General features: G+C 64.7%; 1 protein-coding gene. It reads right to left on the bottom strand.

Features of this window, described 5'->3' with window-relative positions; all coding sequences use genetic code 11:
• A partial coding sequence (locus AC2VON_RS02200; protein ID WP_439956610.1) for an IS110 family RNA-guided transposase occupies window positions 1-1,201 on the bottom strand: 1,201 nt, incomplete at its 3' end.
• Window positions 1,202-1,415: the final 214 nt, after the last annotated feature.

The following is a 1,415-nucleotide window of genomic DNA, read 5'->3' as shown; positions in this document are numbered from 1 at the left end:
CCGCGGCGTTAGGTGCGGTGGGTTGATAGATCCTGTGGTCGCGCAGCATGGCCCACAGGACGTTGAGGCGTCGGCGGGCCAAGGCGAGGACGGCTTGGGTGTGGGTTTTGCCTTCGGTGCGTTTGCGGTCGTAGTAGGTGCGCGAGGCGATGTCGGTGCGGATGGCGATCTGGGACGACAGGTAGCAGGCGCGCAGCAGGCGTCGGTTGTAGCGGCGGGGGCGTTTGAGATTGCCGCTGATGCGGCCAGAATCTCGCGGTACTGGGGCCAGCCCGGAGACGCCGGCGAGGCGGTTGGCGGAGTCAAAGGCGCTCATGTCGCCGCCGGTGGCGGCGATGAACTCGGCGCCGAGGATGACGCCGAAGCCGGGCATGCTCAGGATGATTTCGGCGTGGTGGTGGCGGCGAAATCGGTCCTCGATCATCGTCTCGGTCGCGTCGATTTCGGTGTCGAGGGTCATCACCTCCTTAGCCAGGCGGGCGACCATGGTGGCGGCGAGGTTTTGGCCGGGCACAGTGGTGTGTTGGGCGTTGGCGGCCTCGATAGCTTTGGTTGCCACAGCAGAGGCGTTGCGGGCCTTGTGTTTAGCCAGCCATGCTGTCAGGCGGGCGGCGCCGGCGCGGCGCAGCCCGTTGGGGGTTTGGTAGCCAGTGAGCAGGATGAGCGCGGCCTTACTGGTGCTGTAGTCAAAGGCGCGTTCCAGGGCGGGGAAGTATTCGAGCAGCTGGGCGCGCAGCCGGTTGATCGCCCGGGTGCGATCGGCGACCAGATCGGTGCGTCGAGCGGTCAGGATACGCAGCTCGACGGCGATGTCATCGCCCGGTCGCAGCGGTTGCAGGTCGCGGCGCATCCGGGCCTGATCGGCAATGATCGCGGCGTCTTTGGCGTCGGTTTTGCCGTCGCCACGGTAACCGGACGAGGCGTGGTAAACAGTGCGGCCAGGAATGTAGAGCAGCCGCTGCTCGGAAGCGACGAGCAAGGTAATCAGCAACGCGGCGCCGCCGGCGTTCAGGTCGATCGCCCACGTAACTTCACCGCCGTCGGCCAATGCCATAACCTCGTCGATCAATTCGACCAAGACCGCCTCGTCGTTAGCGACTCGTTGCGACAGCAAGCGCTGCCCGTCGGTATCGATAACCACGCAGTAGTGGTCAGATTTTCCAGCGTCGACGCCGGCCCACAATTGTTGCGCCACAACCACCTCCGTGATCGTTGTCGTTTCTTTCAGCCCAGCAGACGACCACGCCGACGTGTCCTTACACAGCGATCGAATCGCATCTCTCAATTAGCGGTCGAGTCGTCGCGGGACGCCGGGCGGCCAATCTCCTTCGGCCATGAAACACCGCAAACGCATGAAAGCCATACCCGACGTCCCTGGGCAGTCCGAAGCCTACGGCCGAGGGCAACAACCACCC

Source organism: Mycobacterium sp. TH-M82 (genome assembly GCF_057473605.1).
The sequence above is the reverse complement of the archived record's forward strand: the minus strand, read 5'-3'. Positions and strand labels throughout refer to the sequence as shown.